Origin of the sequence: Pseudomonas protegens, assembly GCF_013407925.2 — a bacterium.
Taxonomy (GTDB): Bacteria; Pseudomonadota; Gammaproteobacteria; order Pseudomonadales; family Pseudomonadaceae; genus Aquipseudomonas; species Aquipseudomonas fluorescens_AP.
Genome location: NZ_CP060201.1, coordinates 3,099,497 through 3,118,981, shown reverse-complemented (window position 1 = coordinate 3,118,981; position 19,485 = coordinate 3,099,497). Strand labels below are relative to the sequence as shown.

The window sequence follows — 19,485 nt, the reverse complement described above, 5'->3', positions numbered from 1 at the left end:
AGAGCCTTCTGTCGGCTTTATGGGGTCAATAAAAAACCCCAGCCTACTAAAGGCTGAGGTTTTGGGTATTGCGCTACAGCAGCTTTACTCGACGGCTTTGACCATGTCTTCGATGACCTTCTTCGCGTCGCCGAACACCATCATGGTCTTGTCCAGGTAAAACAGTTCGTTGTCCAGACCGGCATAGCCGCTGGCCATGGAGCGCTTGTTGACGATGATGGTCTTGGCCTTGAAGGCTTCGAGGATCGGCATGCCAGCGATGGGCGACTTGGGATCGTTCTTCGCCGCCGGGTTGACCACGTCGTTGGCGCCCAGCACCAGCACCACGTCGGCCTGACCGAACTCGGAGTTGATGTCTTCCATCTCGAACACCTGGTCGTAAGGTACTTCGGCCTCGGCCAGCAGCACGTTCATGTGGCCAGGCATGCGCCCTGCCACCGGGTGGATCGCGTACTTCACGGTCACGCCGCGGTGCACCAGCTTCTCGGTCAGCTCTTTCAGCGCGTGCTGGGCCCGGGCCACGGCCAGGCCGTAACCGGGAACGATGATCACGGTGTCGGCGTTGGTCAGCAGGAAGGTTGCATCGTCCGCCGAGCCGGATTTCACCGGGCGGGCTTCTTGAGCCCCGGCTGGGCCGCCAGCGTCGGCACTGTTGCCGAAACCGCCGAGCAGCACGTTGAAGAACGAACGGTTCATCGCCTTGCACATGATGTACGAGAGGATGGCGCCGCTGGAGCCCACCAGGGAGCCGGCAATGATCAGCATCGAGTTGTTCAGGGAGAAACCGATCCCCGCTGCTGCCCAGCCCGAGTAGCTGTTGAGCATCGACACCACCACCGGCATGTCGGCGCCGCCGATGGGGATGATGATCAGCACGCCCATGACGAAGGCCAGGGCCAGCATCAGGGCAAAGGCGCCGAGGTTGCCGGTGGCCATGAAGGTCACGCCCAGGCCAAGGGTGGCCAAGCCCAGCACCAGGTTGAGCTTGTGCTGGCCGGCGAACTGTACCGGTGCGCCTTGGAACAGGCGGAACTTGTACTTGCCCGACAGCTTGCCGAAGGCGATTACCGAACCGGAGAAGGTGATGGCACCGATGGCGGCGCCGAGGAACAGCTCCAGGCGGTTGCCGGCAGGGATCGCGTCGCCCAGGTGCTTGACGATGCCCAGGGACTGCGGCTCGACCACGGCGGCAATGGCAATGAACACCGCGGCCAGGCCGATCATGCTGTGCATGAAGGCCACCAGCTCCGGCATCTTGGTCATCTCGACGCGCTTGGCCATGATCGAACCGGCGGTGCCGCCGATCAGCAGGCCGACGATGACGTAGCCGATACCGGCGGTCGCCAGCTCCGCGCCGAGCTTATAGATGAGGCCGATGGTGGTCAGTACCGCCAGGGCCATGCCCAGCATGCCGAACAGGTTGCCGCGTCGGGACGTGGTCGGGTGCGAAAGCCCCTTGAGCGCCTGGATAAAGCACACCGAGGCGATCAGATAGAGGGTTGTTACCAGGTTCATGCTCATTATTTCTGCACCTCTTCTTTCACGGCTTTGGGCGCTTTCTTCTTGAACATTTCCAGCATGCGACGGGTCACCAGGAAGCCACCGAACACGTTGACCGCGGCCAGGGCCACGGCCAGGGTGCCCATGGTCTTGCCCAGCGGGGTCACGGTCAGGGCGGCTGCCAGCATGGCGCCGACGATGACGATCGCGGAAATGGCGTTGGTCACCGCCATCAACGGCGTGTGCAATGCGGGTGTAACGTTCCAGACCACGTGGTAACCGACATAGATCGCCAGCACGAAGATGATCAGGTTGTAGATACCGGGGGAGATAAGCTCTTCCATCGTCTGAATCCCTGCTTAGGCGTTTTTGCGGATGACTTGGCCGTCGCGGCACATCAGGCACGCAGCGACGATGTCGTCTTCTAGGTTGACTTCGAACTGCCCTTCTTTGGTGAAGACAAGCTTCAGGAAGTCCAGCAGGTTGCGGGCGTACAGCGCCGAGGCGTCGGCGGCGACGGCGCCGGCCAGGTTGGTCGGACCGACGATGGTCACGCCGTTTTCCACCACCACCTGGTCCGCTACGGTCAGCGGGCAGTTGCCGCCCTGGGCGGCTGCCAGGTCGATGACCACCGAACCGGGCTTCATCTGCGCCACCGTCTCGGCGCTGAGCAAGGTTGGCGCCTTGCGGCCCGGAATCAGTGCGGTGGTGATGACGATATCCGCCTGCTTGGCGCGCTCGTGCACCGCCAGTGCCTGGCGCTGCATCCAGCTGGCCGGCATGGGACGGGCGTAACCGCCGACACCGACCGCGCATTCGCGCTCTTCATCGGTTTCGTAAGGCACGTCGACGAACTTGGCGCCCAAGGATTCGATCTGCTCTTTCACCGCCGGACGCACGTCCGAAGCCTCGATCACCGCACCCAGGCGCTTGGCCGTGGCGATGGCCTGCAGCCCTGCCACACCGGCGCCGAGAATCAGTACGCGGGCCGCTTTGACGGTGCCGGCGGCGGTCATCAGCATCGGCATGAAGCGCGGGTAGTAGTGGGCCGCCAGCAGCACGGCCTTGTACCCGGCAATGTTGGCCTGGGACGACAGCACATCCAGGCTCTGGGCCCGGGAGGTGCGTGGCGCCGCTTCCAGGGCGAAGGCGGTAATGCCGCGCTCGGCCAGCTTGGCGATGGTTTCATTGCTGAACGGATTGAGCATGCCCACCAGAACGGTGCCGCTCTTGATCAGCGTCAGCTCGCTATCGCTGGGTGCCACGACCTTGAGAATCAGTTCGGCGCCAAAGGCATCGTTGGCGCTGCCAATGGTGGCTCCTGCCGCTTCATAGGCACTGTCGACCACGCTGGCGTTAATGCCGGCGCCGCTTTGCACAGTGACTTTATGACCCTGGCCGATCAGCTTCTTGATGGTTTCCGGGGTTGCAGCAACCCGTGTTTCACCCGTCTGGGTTTCGAGAGGAACACCAATGTGCACGTCAAATCTCCTGCTTGATCTTATTGCTTTCGATCTTTCTTAGAAGGCCAGCGCACTGCGGAGGGTGCGACTGGGGCGGCCGATCAGCACGATCCCGCTGAAATCGCAGCGGGGCGCGGCATTCTGCAGGCGAACTTTGAGGCCTTCAAGGGATTCTGACTAGTGACGGAAAATTAACTACAAGTCACCCCGTGACCGAATGTCGCAACGGGCAGGGGTAAACCCTTGTAAGCCGTGCCTTCCAAGGCTTTTCGGGTCTAAATAAGATTTTTCTCATGCGCTGTGTGAATAGTCTTACATTACTGTCAAATAAACCCTACAGGCCGCGTGGTTAGGCGCTTGTAGGACGATTGTCCGAGGTGTCGGTACAGTCTGTCGAAATGCGACAAATACTTATATCTGTAGGGCTTTTACTTTCCTGACTACGGGGTCAGCTAATCGCTGAAAGCCTTTACCTTTCTAGGTTGTAGCTGTGTGCCTGATTCACCAGCCAGTCGCGAAAGGCCCGTAAAGAGGCAGATTCCACCTTGCGTTCGGGAATCATCAGGTAATACGCCTTGATGCTGGTCAGGGCCTGGGGGTTGGCAATGACCAGGCGTTTTTCCGCCAGCTCGCGCTGGATCAGGAAGGCTGGAATCAGTGCGATGCCCATGTCGTGCATGGCTGCCTGGGCGAGCATGGAGAATAGCTCGTAGCGCGGGCCTGTCATGTCGCGGGGGACGTTCAACTGCTGTGAGTTGAACCATTGGCGCCAGGCATAGGGTCGAGTGGTCTGCTGCAGCAGGGGCAGTTCGGCAATGGACTCGGCACTCAGTTGCTGTTGGTTGCCCAGCATGGCCGGGCTGCACACCGGTACCGGGTGCTCACCCATCAGGCGGTGGGATTGGGTGCCTGACCAGTCGGCATCACCAAAGTAGATGGCCGCGTCAAAAGGCGTGTCGGCAAACAGAAAGGGGCGCGTGCGGTTGGTCAGGTTGACGGTGACTTCGGGGTGTTGCTGCTGGAAATCCTTGAGGCGCGGCAGCAGCCACTGGGTGCCGAAGGTCGGTACCACCGCCAGCTCGATGACATTGGCGCCCTGCTGGCCCATCACGGAGAGCGTGTCGCGTTCCACCGCATCCAGTTGCGTTGCAACCCGACGGCTGTAGGAAAGTCCGGCTTCGGTGAGTTTGACGCCCCGCCGCGAGCGTCGGAATAGTTCCACGCCGAGAAACTCTTCCAGGCTGGCGATCTGCCGGCAGACGGCGCCCTGGGTCAGGGAAAGCTCCTGCGCCGCCTTGGTGAAGCTTTCGTGACGGGCGGCGGCCTCGAAGCTGATCAGGGCGGCGGTGCTGGGGATCTTCCTGCGCATGTACGGCTATCTCACTAATGGAGGCTGTAAAGGGTGCTTATGGCCATCTCGGAGTGAGAAATTAGCACAACAACATGCGAAATCCTCGTTTGCCCGCGAGCTCCCGTCGGGCCTAGGATCGGCCCACGATAGTTGACCTACTTCACGAGGATTCACTCATGGGCGGCAAAGCAAGCTTCAACTGGATCGATCCCCTTCTGCTGGACCAGCAACTCACCGAAGAAGAGCGCATGGTCCGCGACAGCGCCGAGCAGTTCGCCCAGGACAAGCTGGCGCCACGGGTTTTGGAAGCTTTCCGCCATGAGCAGACCGACCCGGCGATCTTCCGCGAAATGGGTGAAGTCGGCTTGTTGGGGGCGACCATTCCCGAGCAGTACGGCGGCAGTGGCCTGAACTATGTGTGTTACGGCCTGATCGCACGGGAAGTGGAACGTGTCGATTCCGGCTATCGCTCGATGATGAGCGTGCAGTCGTCCCTGGTGATGGTGCCAATCAACGAGTTCGGGACCGAGGCACAAAAACAGAAGTACCTGCCGAAGCTGGCGTCCGGCGAGTGGATTGGCTGCTTTGGCCTGACCGAGCCGAACCATGGTTCTGACCCGGGCGCGATGATTTCCCGTGCGCGCAAAGTGGATGGGGGCTACAGCCTGACCGGTAGCAAGATGTGGATCACCAACAGTCCGATCGCGGATGTGTTTGTGGTCTGGGCCAAGGATGACGCCGGCGATATCCGCGGTTTCGTTCTGGAGAAAGGCTGGAAAGGCCTGAGCGCCCCGGCCATTCATGGCAAGGTGGGTCTGCGTGCGTCGATCACCGGCGAGATCGTCATGGATAACGTGTTCGTGCCGGAAGAGAACATCTTCCCGGATGTGCGTGGGCTGAAAGGTCCATTCACTTGCTTGAACTCGGCCCGTTACGGCATCTCCTGGGGGGCATTGGGTGCTGCGGAGTTCTGCTGGCACACGGCGCGTCAATACACCCTTGATCGTCAGCAGTTTGGTCGCCCTCTGGCCGCCACTCAGTTGATCCAGAAGAAGCTGGCGGACATGCAGACCGAAATCACCCTCGCCCTCCAAGGGTGCCTGCGTCTGGGGCGGATGAAGGATGAAGGGACGGCGGCTGTGGAAATCACTTCGATCATGAAGCGCAACTCTTGCGGCAAGTCCCTGGATATCGCCCGTATGGCTCGTGACATGTTGGGTGGCAATGGCATCTCCGATGAGTTCGGTATTGCCCGGCACCTGGTGAACCTGGAAGTGGTCAACACTTATGAGGGTACTCATGACGTTCATGCGCTGATTCTGGGGCGCGCGCAAACCGGCATCCAGGCGTTCTATTAATAGGAGAGCGGCCATGGGCGCGTTATCGCATCTGCGGGTACTGGATTTATCGCGGGTATTGGCCGGGCCCTGGTCCGGGCAGATCCTGGCGGACCTGGGGGCCGAAGTCGTCAAGGTCGAACGTCCGGGCAATGGTGACGATACGCGTGCCTGGGGACCGCCCTTCCTGAAGGACGCCTATGGCGAGAACACCACGGAGGCTGCTTATTACCTGTCGGCCAACCGTAACAAGCAGTCGGTGACCATAGATTTCACCCGCCCTGAGGGGCAGCAGTTGGTGCGTGAGCTGGCGGCCAAGTCGGATATCGTCATCGAGAACTTCAAGGTGGGTGGGCTGGCGGCTTATGGGTTGGACTATGAGTCGCTCAGGGCGATCAACCCGCGCTTGATCTATTGCTCGATCACCGGGTTTGGGCAGACGGGTCCGTATGCCAAGCGTGCCGGTTATGACTTCATGATCCAGGGGTTGGGCGGGCTGATGAGCCTGACCGGTCGGCCTGAGGGTGATGACGGAGCCGGGCCGGTGAAGGTGGGGGTGGCCTTGACCGACATTCTGACGGGGCTTTATTCGACGGTGGCGATTCTGGCTGCCTTGGCTCATCGGGATCAGGGTGGCGCCGGGCAGCACATTGATATGGCGCTATTGGATGTGCAGGTTGCGTGTCTGGCCAATCAGGCGATGAACTACCTGACGACGGGGGTTGCTCCGAAGCGTTTGGGGAATGCTCATCCGAACATAGTTCCTTATCAGGATTTTCCGACAGCGGATGGTGACTTCATCCTCACCGTGGGTAATGACGGGCAGTTCCGCAAATTTGCCGAGGTGGCAGGTCAGCCGCAGTGGGCGGACGATCCTCGTTTTGCCACTAATAAGCTGCGGGTGGCCAATCGGGCTGTATTGATTCCGTTGATTCGCCAGGCGACGGTGTTCAAGACCACTGCCGAGTGGGTGAGTCAGTTGGAGCAGGCTGGTGTCCCCTGTGGCCCGATCAATGATCTGGCTCAGGTGTTTGCTGATCCGCAAGTGGTGTCTCGAGGCCTGGCTGTGGAATTGCCTCATGCCTTGGCGGGGATGGTGCCTCAGGTGGCGAGCCCGATTCGCCTATCCGAGACGCCTGTTGAGTATCGCAATGCCCCTCCTCTATTGGGTGAGCATACGGCGCAGGTTCTGCAGCAGGTCCTGGGAATGAGCGGCGAGGCCGTAGAGGCGTTGAAGCAGTCGGGGGTGTTGTAGGCCTTCTCTTCTATATAGAGGGGTGCGCGGAGCTATCTATGCGTAGCCAGCCGGAGCGCTACTTTTGGGTTCGTTTGAACTTATTCATAGAAAATTCAAATTAAAGGTTGACGGCAGATTCTACAGGCCTATAATTCGCCCCACTTCCGGCGCAGTCGAAACGGAAAACTCCTTGAGATTCAACGAGTTACCAAGTTTTCGGCAGCGGTTACGCTTCAGTTCATCGAAGCCAGAAGCAGTTGATAAGGCAGTGTGTGGTCGCCTTGTTAACGATTCGATCGTCTCGGTCGAAAGCGGTTGAAAAGAGGTGTTGACAGCAGCGTGTAACGCTGTAGAATTCGCCTCCCGCTAACGAGAGATCGGAAGCGCAAGTGGTTGAAGTTGTTGAGAAAATCTTCGAAAACTTCTTAAAAAATCGCTTGACAGTAAATGAGGCTGCTGTAGAATGCGCGCCTCGGTTGAGACGAAAGATCTTAACCAACCGCTCTTTAACAACTGAATCAAGCAATTCGTGTGGGTGCTTGTGGAGTCAGACTGATAGTCAAAAAGATTATCAGCATCGCAAGTTACTCCGCGAGAAATCAAAGATGTAACCAACGATTGCTGAGCCAAGTTTAGGGTTTTCTCAAAACCCAAAGATGTTTGAACTGAAGAGTTTGATCATGGCTCAGATTGAACGCTGGCGGCAGGCCTAACACATGCAAGTCGAGCGGCAGCACGGGTACTTGTACCTGGTGGCGAGCGGCGGACGGGTGAGTAATGCCTAGGAATCTGCCTGGTAGTGGGGGATAACGTCCGGAAACGGGCGCTAATACCGCATACGTCCTACGGGAGAAAGTGGGGGATCTTCGGACCTCACGCTATCAGATGAGCCTAGGTCGGATTAGCTAGTTGGTGAGGTAATGGCTCACCAAGGCGACGATCCGTAACTGGTCTGAGAGGATGATCAGTCACACTGGAACTGAGACACGGTCCAGACTCCTACGGGAGGCAGCAGTGGGGAATATTGGACAATGGGCGAAAGCCTGATCCAGCCATGCCGCGTGTGTGAAGAAGGTCTTCGGATTGTAAAGCACTTTAAGTTGGGAGGAAGGGCAGTTACCTAATACGTGATTGTTTTGACGTTACCGACAGAATAAGCACCGGCTAACTCTGTGCCAGCAGCCGCGGTAATACAGAGGGTGCAAGCGTTAATCGGAATTACTGGGCGTAAAGCGCGCGTAGGTGGTTTGTTAAGTTGGATGTGAAAGCCCCGGGCTCAACCTGGGAACTGCATCCAAAACTGGCAAGCTAGAGTATGGTAGAGGGTGGTGGAATTTCCTGTGTAGCGGTGAAATGCGTAGATATAGGAAGGAACACCAGTGGCGAAGGCGACCACCTGGACTGATACTGACACTGAGGTGCGAAAGCGTGGGGAGCAAACAGGATTAGATACCCTGGTAGTCCACGCCGTAAACGATGTCAACTAGCCGTTGGGAGCCTTGAGCTCTTAGTGGCGCAGCTAACGCATTAAGTTGACCGCCTGGGGAGTACGGCCGCAAGGTTAAAACTCAAATGAATTGACGGGGGCCCGCACAAGCGGTGGAGCATGTGGTTTAATTCGAAGCAACGCGAAGAACCTTACCAGGCCTTGACATCCAATGAACTTTCCAGAGATGGATTGGTGCCTTCGGGAACATTGAGACAGGTGCTGCATGGCTGTCGTCAGCTCGTGTCGTGAGATGTTGGGTTAAGTCCCGTAACGAGCGCAACCCTTGTCCTTAGTTACCAGCACGTTATGGTGGGCACTCTAAGGAGACTGCCGGTGACAAACCGGAGGAAGGTGGGGATGACGTCAAGTCATCATGGCCCTTACGGCCTGGGCTACACACGTGCTACAATGGTCGGTACAAAGGGTTGCCAAGCCGCGAGGTGGAGCTAATCCCATAAAACCGATCGTAGTCCGGATCGCAGTCTGCAACTCGACTGCGTGAAGTCGGAATCGCTAGTAATCGCGAATCAGAATGTCGCGGTGAATACGTTCCCGGGCCTTGTACACACCGCCCGTCACACCATGGGAGTGGGTTGCACCAGAAGTAGCTAGTCTAACCTTCGGGGGGACGGTTACCACGGTGTGATTCATGACTGGGGTGAAGTCGTAACAAGGTAGCCGTAGGGGAACCTGCGGCTGGATCACCTCCTTAATCGACGACATCAGCTGCTTCATAAGCTCCCACACGAATTGCTTGATTCATTGAAGAAGACGATAGAAGCAGCTTTAAGCTCCAAGCTGATAGCTCCAAGCTAACAGTTACAAGCTCGAAATTGGGTCTGTAGCTCAGTTGGTTAGAGCGCACCCCTGATAAGGGTGAGGTCGGCAGTTCGAATCTGCCCAGACCCACCAATTTTGTTATGGGGCCATAGCTCAGCTGGGAGAGCGCCTGCCTTGCACGCAGGAGGTCAGCGGTTCGATCCCGCTTGGCTCCACCATAAACTGCTTCTGAAAGCTTAGAAATGAGCATTCACATTGAATGTTGATTTCTAGTCTTTTGATTAGATCGTTCTTTAAAAATTTGGGTATGTGATAGAAAGATAGACTGAACGTTACTTTCACTGGTAACGGATCAGGCTAAGGTAAAATTTGTGAGTACTCTTAAGAGTTTTGCGAATTTTCGGCGAATGTCGTCTTCATAGTATAACCAGATTGCTTGGGGTTATATGGTCAAGTGAAGAAGCGCATACGGTGGATGCCTTGGCAGTCAGAGGCGATGAAAGACGTGGTAGCCTGCGATAAGCTTCGGGGAGTCGGCAAACAGACTTTGATCCGGAGATCTCTGAATGGGGGAACCCAGCCATCATAAGATGGTTATCTTGTACTGAATACATAGGTGCAAGAGGCGAACCAGGGGAACTGAAACATCTAAGTACCCTGAGGAAAAGAAATCAACCGAGATTCCCTTAGTAGTGGCGAGCGAACGGGGACTAGCCCTTAAGTGGCTTTGAGATTAGCGGAACGCTCTGGAAAGTGCGGCCATAGTGGGTGATAGCCCTGTACGCGAAAATCTCTTAGTCATGAAATCGAGTAGGACGGGGCACGAGAAACCTTGTCTGAATATGGGGGGACCATCCTCCAAGGCTAAATACTACTGACTGACCGATAGTGAACTAGTACCGTGAGGGAAAGGCGAAAAGAACCCCGGAGAGGGGAGTGAAATAGATCCTGAAACCGTATGCGTACAAGCAGTGGGAGCAGACTTTGTTCTGTGACTGCGTACCTTTTGTATAATGGGTCAGCGACTTATTTTCAGTGGCGAGCTTAACCGAATAGGGGAGGCGTAGCGAAAGCGAGTCTTAATAGGGCGTCTAGTCGCTGGGAATAGACCCGAAACCGGGCGATCTATCCATGGGCAGGTTGAAGGTTAGGTAACACTGACTGGAGGACCGAACCGACTACCGTTGAAAAGTTAGCGGATGACCTGTGGATCGGAGTGAAAGGCTAATCAAGCTCGGAGATAGCTGGTTCTCCTCGAAAGCTATTTAGGTAGCGCCTCATGTATCACTGTAGGGGGTAGAGCACTGTTTCGGCTAGGGGGTCATCCCGACTTACCAAACCGATGCAAACTCCGAATACCTACAAGTGCCGAGCATGGGAGACACACGGCGGGTGCTAACGTCCGTCGTGAAAAGGGAAACAACCCAGACCGTCAGCTAAGGTCCCAAAGTTATGGTTAAGTGGGAAACGATGTGGGAAGGCTTAGACAGCTAGGAGGTTGGCTTAGAAGCAGCCACCCTTTAAAGAAAGCGTAATAGCTCACTAGTCGAGTCGGCCTGCGCGGAAGATGTAACGGGGCTCAAACCATACACCGAAGCTACGGGTATCACGTAAGTGATGCGGTAGAGGAGCGTTCTGTAAGCCTGTGAAGGTGAGTTGAGAAGCTTGCTGGAGGTATCAGAAGTGCGAATGCTGACATGAGTAACGACAATGGGTGTGAAAAACACCCACGCCGAAAGACCAAGGTTTCCTGCGCAACGTTAATCGACGCAGGGTTAGTCGGTCCCTAAGGCGAGGCTGAAAAGCGTAGTCGATGGAAAACAGGTTAATATTCCTGTACTTCTAGTTATTGCGATGGAGGGACGGAGAAGGCTAGGCCAGCTTGGCGTTGGTTGTCCAAGTTTAAGGTGGTAGGCTGGAATCTTAGGTAAATCCGGGGTTCTAAGGCCGAGAGCTGATGACGAGTTACCTTTTAGGTGACGAAGTGGTTGATGCCATGCTTCCAAGAAAAGCTTCTAAGCTTCAGATAACTAGGAACCGTACCCCAAACCGACACAGGTGGTTGGGTAGAGAATACCAAGGCGCTTGAGAGAACTCGGGTGAAGGAACTAGGCAAAATGGCACCGTAACTTCGGGAGAAGGTGCGCCGGTGAGGGTGAAGGACTTGCTCCGTAAGCTCATGCCGGTCGAAGATACCAGGCCGCTGCGACTGTTTATTAAAAACACAGCACTCTGCAAACACGAAAGTGGACGTATAGGGTGTGACGCCTGCCCGGTGCCGGAAGGTTAATTGATGGGGTTAGCTAACGCGAAGCTCTTGATCGAAGCCCCGGTAAACGGCGGCCGTAACTATAACGGTCCTAAGGTAGCGAAATTCCTTGTCGGGTAAGTTCCGACCTGCACGAATGGCGTAACGATGGCGGCGCTGTCTCCACCCGAGACTCAGTGAAATTGAAATCGCTGTGAAGATGCAGTGTATCCGCGGCTAGACGGAAAGACCCCGTGAACCTTTACTATAGCTTTGCACTGGACTTTGAATTTGCTTGTGTAGGATAGGTGGGAGGCTTTGAAGCGTGAACGCCAGTTTGCGTGGAGCCATCCTTGAAATACCACCCTGGCAACTTTGAGGTTCTAACTCAGGTCCGTTATCCGGATCGAGGACAGTGTATGGTGGGTAGTTTGACTGGGGCGGTCTCCTCCTAAAGAGTAACGGAGGAGTACGAAGGTGCGCTCAGACCGGTCGGAAATCGGTCGTAGAGTATAAAGGCAAAAGCGCGCTTGACTGCGAGACAGACACGTCGAGCAGGTACGAAAGTAGGTCTTAGTGATCCGGTGGTTCTGTATGGAAGGGCCATCGCTCAACGGATAAAAGGTACTCCGGGGATAACAGGCTGATACCGCCCAAGAGTTCATATCGACGGCGGTGTTTGGCACCTCGATGTCGGCTCATCACATCCTGGGGCTGAAGCCGGTCCCAAGGGTATGGCTGTTCGCCATTTAAAGTGGTACGCGAGCTGGGTTTAGAACGTCGTGAGACAGTTCGGTCCCTATCTGCCGTGGACGTTTGAGATTTGAGAGGGGCTGCTCCTAGTACGAGAGGACCGGAGTGGACGAACCTCTGGTGTTCCGGTTGTCACGCCAGTGGCATTGCCGGGTAGCTATGTTCGGAAAAGATAACCGCTGAAAGCATCTAAGCGGGAAACTTGCCTCAAGATGAGATCTCACTGGAACCTTGAGTTCCCTAAAGGGCCGTCGAAGACTACGACGTTGATAGGTTGGGTGTGTAAGCGCTGTGAGGCGTTGAGCTAACCAATACTAATTGCCCGTGAGGCTTGACCATATAACACCCAAGCAATTTGCGAACTCGAAAGAGACCAGATTGCGGTGTGTGAAGACGAAACGAACCGAAAGTTTGCATGGCTCACAAAACACCAAAATCTATTACATACCCATTCGCTGGCACGTTGCACATGCAACGGACTGGCTACCGAATTTCTTGACGACCATAGAGCGTTGGAACCACCTGATCCCATCCCGAACTCAGAAGTGAAACGATGCATCGCCGATGGTAGTGTGGGGTTTCCCCATGTGAGAGTAGGTCATCGTCAAGATTAAATTCCGAAACCCCAATTGCGAAAGCAGTTGGGGTTTTGTCTATTTGTAGAAGTGACTGATTTTGCTGATACGTTCGATGTTGAGTCCAACGGATCGGCCACAGAATTTCTTGACGACCATAGAGCGTTGGAACCACCTGATCCCATCCCGAACTCAGAAGTGAAACGATGCATCGCCGATGGTAGTGTGGGGTTTCCCCATGTGAGAGTAGGTCATCGTCAAGATCAAATTCCGAAACCCCAATTGCGAAAGCAATTGGGGTTTTGTTTTTGCGCTCGATAAAGTGCTGATCAACCGTCCGCTATGCCCGAGCACCGTCGCTGCTCTATCTATGGCCCAAGCTATCAATCGTTTTGCTCGCTGACGCACCGCTGAAAAGGGTTGGCGAAGGCTCTGGAACACCGTTCGGCGGGATTCGGCAAATTTAGGCGAGTAATTCAGATAAATCTCTAAGGGTTCGGGTGTTCTTGCCGAAAGCCTGATGAGACATGCGTGCACCAAAGTAGAGCGACTCGTCGCCTGCACTGTTACATGGAATGTTGCTTTACGGACGCATCCCCATTTTCGGCATAAGAAGTCCCATGAAATGAATCTCAAGTTCAGCCATAAAATCCTTTTGGCCGCCTCCGGCGTAGTGGTTCTGGCTTTTGCGTTGTTCACTTTGTACAACGACTACCTGCAACGAAACACTATCCGACAGAACCTCGAATCATCCATTCAGCAGGCCGGTGAGCTCACCTCCAGCAGCGTGCAGAACTGGATGAGCGGGCGGATCCTGGTGCTCGAGAACCTGGCACAGAACGTTGCTCACCAGGGCCATAACGCAGACTTCCCGGGCCTGGTGGACCAGCCGGCCTTTACCTCGAACTTCCAGTTCACCTACGTTGGCCAGGCCAACGGCACCTTCACCCAGCGTCCCGACGCGAAAATGCCCGATGGCTACGATCCGCGCCAACGGCCCTGGTACAAACAGGCCGTCACCGCCGACAAGACCATGCTGACTCCGCCCTACATGGCGGCTGTTGGTGGCCTGGTGGTGACCATCGCCATGCCGGTGAAAAAGCAGGGTGAACTGCTGGGCGTAGTCGGTGGCGACCTGAGCCTGGAAACCCTGGTGAAGATCATCAACTCGGTGGACTTCGGTGGCCTGGGCCACGCCTTTCTGGTCAGCGCCGATGGTCAGGTGATCGTCAGCCCGGACAAGGACCAGGTGATGAAGAACCTCAAGGACATCTACCCCGGTGCCAACGTGCGTATCGCCAGTGGCAACCAGGAAGTGGTCCTGAACAAACAGGAACGCATCCTGTCCTTCACCCCGGTGACCGGTCTGCCGAATGCCGAATGGTACATCGGTCTGTCCATCGACAAGGCCAAGGCCTACGCGCCGCTGAGCCAGTTCCGCACATCCGCTTTGATCGCCATGTTTATCGCCGTGGCGGTGATTGCGGTGCTGCTGACCCTGTTGATCCAGGTACTGATGCGCCCGCTGATCACCATGGGCCGGGCGATGCAGGACATTGCCCAGGGCGAGGGTGACCTGACCCGTCGCCTGGTGGTGGAAAGCAAGGACGAATTCGGTGAGCTGGGCAGCTCTTTCAACCAGTTCGTCGAGCGGATTCACGCCTCGATTTCCGAAGTGTCCTCCGCCACTCGTCAGGTTCATGACCTGTCGCAACGGGTGATGGCTTCGTCCAACGCGTCGATCATCGGTTCCGACGAGCAGAGTGCCCGCACCAACAGCGTGGCAGCGGCGATCAACGAACTGGGGGCCGCCACCCAGGAAATCGCCCGCAACGCCGCTGATGCCTCGCAGCACGCCAGCGGCGCCAGCGAGCAGGCCGACGACGGTCGCCAAGTCGTGGAGCAGACCATCCAGGCCATGACCGAGCTGTCGCAGAAGATCAGCCTGTCCTGCACCCAGATCGAAACCCTCAACGCCAGCACCGACAACATCGGGCACATTCTCGATGTGATCAAGGGCATCTCCCAGCAGACCAACCTGCTGGCCCTTAACGCTGCCATCGAAGCGGCTCGTGCCGGTGAAGCCGGTCGTGGCTTCGCCGTGGTCGCCGATGAGGTGCGCAACCTGGCCCACAGGACCCAGGAGTCGGCGGAAGAGATTCACAAGATGATCACTTCCCTGCAGATCGGTTCGCGCGAAGCGGTATCGACCATGAACGCCAGCCAGCTTTCCAGTGAAGAGAGCGTCGAGGTGGCCAACCAGGCCGGTGCACGGCTGATCAGCGTGACCCAGCGGATCGGCGAGATCGACGGCATGAACCAGTCGGTGGCGGCAGCCACCGAGGAGCAGACGGCGGTGGTGGAGACCCTCAACGTCGACATCAACCAGATCAACCTGCTCAACCAGCAGGGCGTCGCCAACCTCAATGAAACCCTGAAGGACTGCGATGCGCTGTCGCAACAGGCCAGCCGCCTGAAGCAACTGGTGGACAGCTTCAAGATCTGAGTTCTCCCGGGGCCTTCCCTCAAGCCCGCTTCTGCATCACTGCAGGGCGGGCTTTTTCATGGGCGCGGTTCAGATCCGGTGTTCACCCAGCAGGCCCAGGTGAGTATTGATCACCTGCAGCAGGCGCTGGCGTTGGGACTTGATGAAGAAGTGGTTGCCGGCCACTTCGATCAGTTCGAATTCACGCCCGGTGAACTCACGCCAGTTGAGCATATGCTTGGCCGTCGCCAGCGGGTCTTCGCTGCCGTAGAAGGCCGTCAGCGGGATATCGAGGCTGCCGCTGGAGGTGTCGTACCAGGTTTCGAAGAGCTTCAGGCCATTGCGCAGCAAGCGCTCGTAGGACTGCAGGTCGCTCTGCCCCCGGGGCATCTCCAGCGGGCTGGCACCCAGGGTCAGGATGGCCTCGCGAAACGCCTCGATGGGCAGTGAGTGCAACAAGGGGCGGCGCGGCAGGCTGTCGGGGCTGCGGCAGCCGGAGACGAACAGGTGGCGCGTCTGCCGGGGGAAGCGCTCTTGAGCGTACTTGCAGGTTTCGTATGCCAGCAACGCGCCCAGGCCGTGGCCGAACAGCGCATGGGGTTCGCCGAGCCAGGGATCGAGGGCCGCGAAGGTGTTTTGCAGCAGGCTCGGCCAGTTGTCGTAGGGCGCCTCGTCACGACGCGGCCCGTGCCCGGGCAGGTTGATCACCACCAGCTCGATATGATCGGCCAGGCTGTTGGACCAAACCCGCAACTGCTCCGCAGCCGCCCCGGCCTGTGGAAAGCAGATCAGGCGGATTCGCGTAGCTTGCCCTGAGTTGATCACCAGCGTCCATTGTCGGGTGTCGGTGTACACAGCTTTTCCTTAAGCAAGGTGGCCCGCGGGCGGCTTCTTGGTGCAGACAAGAGGCTGTTCGACGGGGGACGTCCCAGTCCGTGAATGGCGTCTAACATAGTGGCTGACGCTGCTGAATGCACGTGGCGACAGGGGAAATTCGTCGGCTGCCGCTCAAGGTAAAAACGCGGCTTGACGCTATTGTGTGAATGACCCGTGCAGGGCCTTCCCCGGTGGCCAGTGATTGTAAGGTGCCATTGTCTTTTGCCGGAACAGCCTTCACCATCAGCCGATTTACGACAGCTCCCATGGACTCATCGCATTGGCGGCACGTTTAGCTCTCTCTCGGACCCTGCGCTGGTTCTGCTCGGCACTGCTGCTGGCCGGGGCGCTTTTGGGCAGTTTGCACGCCGACTGGGATTTTTCCCTGATCAGTCGCCGTGCCACGGCGCTCTACGGTCCCCTGGGCGAGGGCCAGCAACGTATCGATGCCTGGCAGCACCTGCTGGCGACGCAGAAGCAGATTCCCGAGCGCGAGCAGCTGAAAGTGGTCAACCTGTTCTTCAACAAGAACATGCGCTACGTGGAAGATATCGATCTGTGGGGCCAGGTGGACTACTGGGAAACCCCGATCCAAGCCCTGTGGAAGGGCGCCGGCGATTGTGAGGACTACGCGATTGCCAAGTACTTCAGCCTCCGCCACCTCGGGGTGTCCAGTGACAAACTGCGCATCACCTACGTCAAGGCATTGCGCCAGAATCGCGCGCACATGGTCCTGACCTACTATTCCACTGCGGATGCCATGCCGCTGGTGCTCGACAGCCTGGAGGACACGATCCGCCCGGCCAGCGAGCGGACCGACCTGTTGCCGGTGTACTCCTTCAATGCCGAAGGCTTGTGGCTGCCGGGTGCCAAGGGCAACAAGCGGGTCGGCGACACCAAGCGCCTGTCCCGTTGGCAGGACGTGTTGAAAAAAATGCAGGCCGAAGGTTTTCCGGTCGAGACGACTAACTAGGAGCACGAGCTCAGATGTCTTTGTTCAAACAGCTGTTGATCGCAATCTGTGTGTTCCTGGTGGTCGCCTTCAGCGGCAGCTTCATGGTCAGCCTGGAAAGTTCGCGCACCCAGTATGTCAATCAACTGCGCTCCCATGCCCAGGATGCGGCCACGGCCCTGGCCTTGTCGCTGACGCCGAACATCGATGACCCGGCGATGGTCGAGCTGATGGTCAGCTCGATCTTCGACAGCGGCTACTACGCCAGCATCCGGGTAGTGGACCTGGCCACCGACAAGACCATCGTCGAGCGCAGTGGCATTCCCGAGGTCGGCAATGTGCCCCAGTGGTTCGTCAAGCTGATCGGCCTGGAGCCGGCCGGCGGCGACGCCATCGTCAGCCGTGGCTGGGAGCAGGCGGCGCGGGTCGAAGTGCTCAGCCACCCGATGTTCGCTGTGGCCAAGCTCTGGCAGAGCGCCCTGGGCAGCCTGGGCTGGCTGCTGATCTGCGGCGCGGTGAGCGCGGTGCTCGGCGCCCTGTTGCTGCGGCGTCAGCTCAGACCCCTGGACTACATGGTCCAGCAGTCCCACGCCATTGCCCGGCGCGAATTTCTCAGCCTGCCGCAGTTGCCGCGTACCCCGGAACTGCGACGGGTGGTGCAGGCCATGAACCAGATGGTGGAGAAGCTCAAGGCCCTGTTCCAGGAGCAGGCCGAACGCAGTGAAAAACTGCGCATCGAGTCGTATCAGGACAGCCTGACCGGGTTGGCCAACCGACGTTATTTCGAGATGCAGCTGCATGCCCGCGTCAGCAACCCGGAGCAGGCGAGTTCCGGTTACCTGCTGCTGTTGCGGGTCAAGGACCTGGCTGGCCTGAACCAGCGCCTGGGGGGCCAGCGCACCGACCAATTGCTTAAGGCGGTGGGGGAGCAACTGCTGCGCGAATGCAACAAGTACCCCGAGACCCACAACCTGGTGACCCGGGTTCGCGGTGGCGAGTTCGCCGTCCTGGCGCCGGGGCTGGTGCGTGATGAAGCCATCCAGCTGGCCCAGAACCTGGAAAGCGCGCTGGGCAACCTGTATGCCACGGGTGCTACCGATGTTGCCGGCGTGGCTTCCATCGGCCTGGCGGCCTTTGCCCACGGTGACTCGCCCCAGGCGGTGCTCAGCCTCGGCGATCAGGCCCTGGCCCAGGCCGAAGGCCAGGGCGACACCCACTGGGCCTGCCTGGATCAGGGCGTCGGTGCCCAGGTCGGTGACGATCACCATGCCTGGCATACATGGTTGGACCGGGCGCTGTCGGAGCAACGCTTCCAGCTGTACTTCCAGCCGGTGGTAGCGGTCGAAGACACCACGCGGGTGCTGCATTACAAGGTGCTTTCACGGCTGCTGGACGAGCAGGGCCAGGCCATTCCCGCCGGCCGCTTCCTGCCGTGGCTGGAGCGCTTTGGCTGGACCTCGCGCCTGGACGTGCTGATGCTCGAGCAGGTCCTCAAGCAGATGAGCGGACATGAAGACAGCCTGGCCCTGAACCTCTCGGCGGCGACCCTGGAGAATCCCCAGGCCCTGAACCGGGTCATGGATATCCTGCGCCAGTACTCCGACCTCGGGCCGCGCCTGACCCTGGAGATCGGCGAGGAACAGCTGCCCGAGCAGGTCCAGCTGGAACAGTTGACCCGGCGCCTGCGGGAACTGGGCTTCTCCCTCAGCCTGCAACGCTTTGGCGGGCGCTTCAGCATGATCGGCAACCTGGCCCGCCTGGGCCTGGCCTATCTGAAGATCGACGGCAGCTACATCCGCAACATCGACCAGGAAAGCGACAAGCGCCTGTTTATCGAGGCTATCCAGCGCGCGGCCCACAGCATCGACCTGCCGTTGATTGCCGAGCGAGTCGAGACTGAGGGCGAGCTGCGAGTGATTCGCGAGATGGGCTTGTACGGCGTGCAAGGGCAACTGTTCGGCGAACCGGCGCCCTGGAGTTGAAAGCGCTGTCGCCGGCAAGCCGTCTCCTGGCGTAGGAGCCGGCTTGCCGGCGAAGAGTCTCAGATCAATCCGGTTTCATCATCGTTGATCAACCGGCTCAAGCCCCCCAGTGCCACCCGGGCCTGGGTACGATCCATCAGCTTGGCCTGGGCCGCCGCCGGCAGGTCGGTGACGCGAATCACGCCCTTGCTGGTCAGCACCTGAATCAGGTCGTCCAGAACCCGGATCATCTCCAGGTCGCTCTGCTTGAGTTGCTTGAGGCTGACCTCCACCGCTTCATTGGCGAACCAGGTCTGGATCTCGAGATGATCGGCAGGCAGCGTCTCGGTCGCCTCGGCGTAAGCGGCGGCTTCCACGCGAATCAGCTGACCTTGCGCATCGCGTTGCACGTAGAACATGGCAAATCCCTCAGGCTTTTTATTCGGCGTCCGGCGCTCAGTGACCTGGGCCAACGCCA

Annotated in this window: 11 protein-coding genes, 2 tRNA genes, 4 rRNA genes and 1 pseudogene; 12 read left to right on the top strand and 6 right to left on the bottom strand. The window is 58.1% G+C overall.

All coding sequences use genetic code 11. The annotated features are described in order from the left end of the window. Window positions 1-84: 84 nt before the first annotated feature. The 4 genes from GGI48_RS14330 to GGI48_RS14315 form a co-directional block, all read right to left on the bottom strand. Entirely contained in the window at window positions 85-1,521 is a 1,437-nt protein-coding gene (locus GGI48_RS14330) for an NAD(P)(+) transhydrogenase (Re/Si-specific) subunit beta (RefSeq protein ID WP_092318332.1), read from the bottom strand. Next, window positions 1,521-1,844, bottom strand: coding sequence for an NAD(P) transhydrogenase subunit alpha (locus GGI48_RS14325; protein ID WP_005783507.1), 324 nt, complete (start codon window positions 1,842-1,844; stop codon window positions 1,521-1,523). The genes GGI48_RS14330 and GGI48_RS14325 overlap by 1 nt, the downstream gene beginning before the upstream one ends. 15 nt (window positions 1,845-1,859) lie before the next feature. Then, window positions 1,860-2,981 (bottom strand): Re/Si-specific NAD(P)(+) transhydrogenase subunit alpha, encoded by a 1,122-nt coding sequence (locus tag GGI48_RS14320; protein WP_016963709.1) that lies wholly within the window; start codon window positions 2,979-2,981, stop codon window positions 1,860-1,862. A gap of 451 nt (window positions 2,982-3,432) precedes the next feature. Further along, window positions 3,433-4,332, bottom strand: coding sequence for a LysR substrate-binding domain-containing protein (locus GGI48_RS14315; RefSeq protein WP_016963708.1), 900 nt, complete (start codon window positions 4,330-4,332; stop codon window positions 3,433-3,435). A 158-nt stretch (window positions 4,333-4,490) separates the two neighbouring features. Here GGI48_RS14315 and GGI48_RS14310 point away from each other — a divergent pair, with 158 nt between their 5' ends. The 10 genes and pseudogenes from GGI48_RS14310 to GGI48_RS31520 all read left to right on the top strand — a co-directional run bounded on the left by GGI48_RS14310 (window position 4,491) and on the right by GGI48_RS31520 (window position 15,239). Beyond that, window positions 4,491-5,672, top strand: a complete 1,182-nt coding sequence (locus GGI48_RS14310; protein WP_016963707.1) for an acyl-CoA dehydrogenase — start codon at window positions 4,491-4,493, stop codon at window positions 5,670-5,672. A gap of 13 nt (window positions 5,673-5,685) precedes the next feature. Beyond that, entirely contained in the window at window positions 5,686-6,906 is a 1,221-nt protein-coding gene (locus GGI48_RS14305; protein ID WP_179598858.1) for a CaiB/BaiF CoA transferase family protein, read from the top strand. A gap of 644 nt (window positions 6,907-7,550) precedes the next feature. Then, window positions 7,551-9,089: ribosomal RNA gene (locus tag GGI48_RS14300) — 16S ribosomal RNA — on the top strand. Window positions 9,090-9,212: 123 nt separating this feature from the next. After that, a tRNA-Ile gene (locus tag GGI48_RS14295) sits at window positions 9,213-9,289 on the top strand. Between the two features lie 10 nt (window positions 9,290-9,299). Then, window positions 9,300-9,375 (top strand) — tRNA-Ala (locus GGI48_RS14290). 230 nt (window positions 9,376-9,605) lie between these two features. Further along, window positions 9,606-12,497: ribosomal RNA gene (locus tag GGI48_RS14285) — 23S ribosomal RNA — on the top strand. A 155-nt stretch (window positions 12,498-12,652) separates the two neighbouring features. Then, window positions 12,653-12,768, top strand: a 5S ribosomal RNA gene (gene rrf, locus GGI48_RS14280). 112 nt (window positions 12,769-12,880) lie between these two features. Beyond that, a 5S ribosomal RNA gene (gene rrf / locus GGI48_RS14275) occupies window positions 12,881-12,996 on the top strand. Together the 16S, 23S and 5S rRNA genes with 2 tRNA genes alongside form the textbook arrangement of a ribosomal RNA operon. A gap of 257 nt (window positions 12,997-13,253) precedes the next feature. Next, window positions 13,254-14,336 (top strand): annotated as a pseudogene (locus GGI48_RS31525) (cache domain-containing protein); the annotation flags it as partial. 117 nt (window positions 14,337-14,453) lie between these two features. After that, window positions 14,454-15,239 carry a methyl-accepting chemotaxis protein gene (locus GGI48_RS31520; protein ID WP_372841324.1) on the top strand — a complete coding sequence of 262 codons (786 nt, stop codon included), beginning with the start codon at window positions 14,454-14,456 and terminating at the stop codon, window positions 15,237-15,239. Between the two features lie 69 nt (window positions 15,240-15,308). On the opposite strand, the gene GGI48_RS14265 is transcribed toward GGI48_RS31520, so the two are convergent. Then, window positions 15,309-16,073 carry a thioesterase II family protein gene (locus tag GGI48_RS14265; protein WP_103742385.1) on the bottom strand — a complete coding sequence of 255 codons (765 nt, stop codon included), beginning with the start codon at window positions 16,071-16,073 and terminating at the stop codon, window positions 15,309-15,311. Window positions 16,074-16,374: 301 nt separating this feature from the next. On the opposite strand from GGI48_RS14265, the gene lapG reads away from it, so the two are divergent. Continuing rightward, window positions 16,375-17,067 carry a cysteine protease LapG gene (lapG, locus tag GGI48_RS14260; protein WP_016962586.1) on the top strand — a complete coding sequence of 231 codons (693 nt, stop codon included), beginning with the start codon at window positions 16,375-16,377 and terminating at the stop codon, window positions 17,065-17,067. A gap of 14 nt (window positions 17,068-17,081) precedes the next feature. Further along, entirely contained in the window at window positions 17,082-19,028 is a 1,947-nt protein-coding gene (gene lapD / locus GGI48_RS14255; RefSeq protein ID WP_179598856.1) for a cyclic di-GMP receptor LapD, read from the top strand. A gap of 59 nt (window positions 19,029-19,087) precedes the next feature. On the opposite strand, the gene GGI48_RS14250 is transcribed toward lapD, so the two are convergent. Beyond that, on the bottom strand, window positions 19,088-19,426 hold the full coding sequence (locus GGI48_RS14250; RefSeq protein ID WP_016962584.1) for a hypothetical protein: 339 nt from the start codon (window positions 19,424-19,426) through the stop codon (window positions 19,088-19,090). Between the last annotated feature and the right edge of the window lie 59 nt (window positions 19,427-19,485).

Excerpts from the sequence above, each read along its gene's own strand:
- GGI48_RS31520 (WP_372841324.1), top strand. The coding sequence starts at position 14,454 with ATGGCTTCGTCCAACGCGTCGATCATCGGTTCCGACGAGCAGAGTGCC.
- GGI48_RS14330 (WP_092318332.1), bottom strand. The coding sequence starts at position 1,521 with ATGAGCATGAACCTGGTAACAACCCTCTATCTGATCGCCTCGGTGTGC.
- lapD (WP_179598856.1), top strand. The coding sequence starts at position 17,082 with ATGTCTTTGTTCAAACAGCTGTTGATCGCAATCTGTGTGTTCCTGGTG.
- GGI48_RS14310 (WP_016963707.1), top strand. The coding sequence starts at position 4,491 with ATGGGCGGCAAAGCAAGCTTCAACTGGATCGATCCCCTTCTGCTGGAC.
- GGI48_RS14250 (WP_016962584.1), bottom strand. The coding sequence starts at position 19,426 with ATGTTCTACGTGCAACGCGATGCGCAAGGTCAGCTGATTCGCGTGGAA.
- GGI48_RS14315 (WP_016963708.1), bottom strand. The coding sequence starts at position 4,332 with ATGCGCAGGAAGATCCCCAGCACCGCCGCCCTGATCAGCTTCGAGGCC.
- GGI48_RS14325 (WP_005783507.1), bottom strand. The coding sequence starts at position 1,844 with ATGGAAGAGCTTATCTCCCCCGGTATCTACAACCTGATCATCTTCGTG.
- GGI48_RS14305 (WP_179598858.1), top strand. The coding sequence starts at position 5,686 with ATGGGCGCGTTATCGCATCTGCGGGTACTGGATTTATCGCGGGTATTG.